The sequence below is a fragment of the Clostridium sp. genome (assembly GCF_051656525.1).
Classification (GTDB): Bacteria; Bacillota; Clostridia; order Clostridiales; family Clostridiaceae; genus Clostridium.
On record NZ_JBOGCC010000281.1, the window covers coordinates 1 to 1,441 of the forward strand.

The 1,441-nt window shown below is 25.3% G+C and carries 3 protein-coding genes; 2 read left to right on the top strand and 1 reads right to left on the bottom strand.

Features of this window, described 5'->3' with window-relative positions; genetic code table 11:
• Both ACRDDY_RS14245 and ACRDDY_RS14250 read left to right on the top strand, forming a co-directional pair.
• Nucleotides 1-206, top strand: a 206-nt coding sequence (locus ACRDDY_RS14245) for a hypothetical protein (protein WP_438565610.1), incomplete at its 5' end; no start/stop codon positions are given.
• 55 nt (nt 207-261) lie between these two features.
• Nucleotides 262-468, top strand: a complete 207-nt coding sequence (locus ACRDDY_RS14250) for a hypothetical protein (protein WP_438565611.1) — start codon at nt 262-264, stop codon at nt 466-468.
• Nucleotides 469-538: 70 nt separating this feature from the next.
• Here ACRDDY_RS14250 and ACRDDY_RS14255 read toward each other — a convergent pair whose 3' ends face one another.
• Entirely contained in the window at nt 539-1,216 is a 678-nt protein-coding gene (locus tag ACRDDY_RS14255; protein ID WP_438565612.1) for a uracil-DNA glycosylase, read from the bottom strand.
• Between the last annotated feature and the right edge of the window lie 225 nt (nt 1,217-1,441).

A 1,441-nucleotide genomic window follows, 5' to 3' on the forward strand; every position in this document is an offset into this window, starting at 1 on the left:
CTATGGTATATGAAGAGGAAAGAAGAATTATAAAAAAAGAAGAGAAGTATTTAACACTATTTTTGATTTTAGGAATATTAATGGGAAGTATAGTGGGAATATATTTAGAAAATATAATTTTATATTTTTCCGTATTCGGAGTAGTGGGTGTACTTATGGGCAGTATTTTTAATATGATATTGAGAAATAGAAAAATAAGTAAATAAAAAATAAATAAATGAATATAGTGATATAGTAATCTTTTAATTTAGGAGAAAAATTATGGAGTTTGTACTAGTAGCATCACTATTAATAGTAATTGCAAGTATTGTTGGAGTAATATCAGCTAAACATGTAAATGCAAGAAATCGAGAAGATGAGTGTTTATATGATAAGGAAACCGTAGATATAATGAAAACATATTGCTTAATTAATGATGAAGAATACAGACTAATGTTAAAAAATCTTAATGAAAAGAAAATAAATTAAAAAAAGGCTATTACAAAATAACTAAAAAGTTTTGTAATAGCCTTTTACTTTATCCAGTATAAAAATTTCTTTAGATATCTTTAATTTCCCAATCAATAGGAGTTAAATTATTAGCTATTAAAAACTCATTTGTTTTAGAAAATGGTTTACTACTAAAAAAACCACGTCTGGCTGATAGTGGACTTGGATGTACTGATTGAAGAATTAAATGTTTTTTATTTGTTATTAATGATTTTTTAGAAATGGCATTATTCCCCCAAAGAATAAAAACAACGGGAGTTTCCTTTTCATTAATTAAAGAAATGATTTTATCAGTAAAAATTGACCAACCAATTTTCTGATGAGAATTAGGAGAAGCTTGAATAACAGTTAAAGAAGTATTCAAAAGAAGTACTCCTTGTTCAGCCCATTTCTTTAAATAGCCATGATTAGGAATAGAATATCCTAAGTCACTATGAAGCTCCTTATATATATTCAGTAAAGAAGGTGGGATTTTAACACCGGGATTTACTGAAAAACTTAAACCGTGTGCTTGATTAGGACCATGATAAGGATCTTGACCAAGAATAACAACTTTTACATCTTCATAAGAAGTAAGATTTAAAGCTTCAAATAAAAATTCTCTAGGAGGATAAATAACTTTAGATTTATACTCATCATTTAGTAAATTCATTAGTTTATAATAGTAGTCTTTAGAAAACTCTTCTTTTAATAAAGAAGACCAAGATTTATTTAATGTATAACTCATAATAAGTGGCAAGCCACTAAACACCTCATTTCTATTAATAAATATTAGATGTTAATAGTATACCACTATATAGAAATAATAATTTGAATATTTTGAAAAAATAAATAAACAAAGCCATGAGTATCAATATAAGAAATTTAGAGAAAAAATGAATAAAAAAGAGAATTATGAGAATAATAAAGATATAGTAGATAAAAAACATATTTGTTATTAGGTAAAGATGGT

Excerpts from the sequence above, each read along its gene's own strand:
- ACRDDY_RS14250 (WP_438565611.1), top strand. The coding sequence starts at position 262 with ATGGAGTTTGTACTAGTAGCATCACTATTAATAGTAATTGCAAGTATT.
- ACRDDY_RS14255 (WP_438565612.1), bottom strand. The coding sequence starts at position 1,216 with ATGAGTTATACATTAAATAAATCTTGGTCTTCTTTATTAAAAGAAGAG.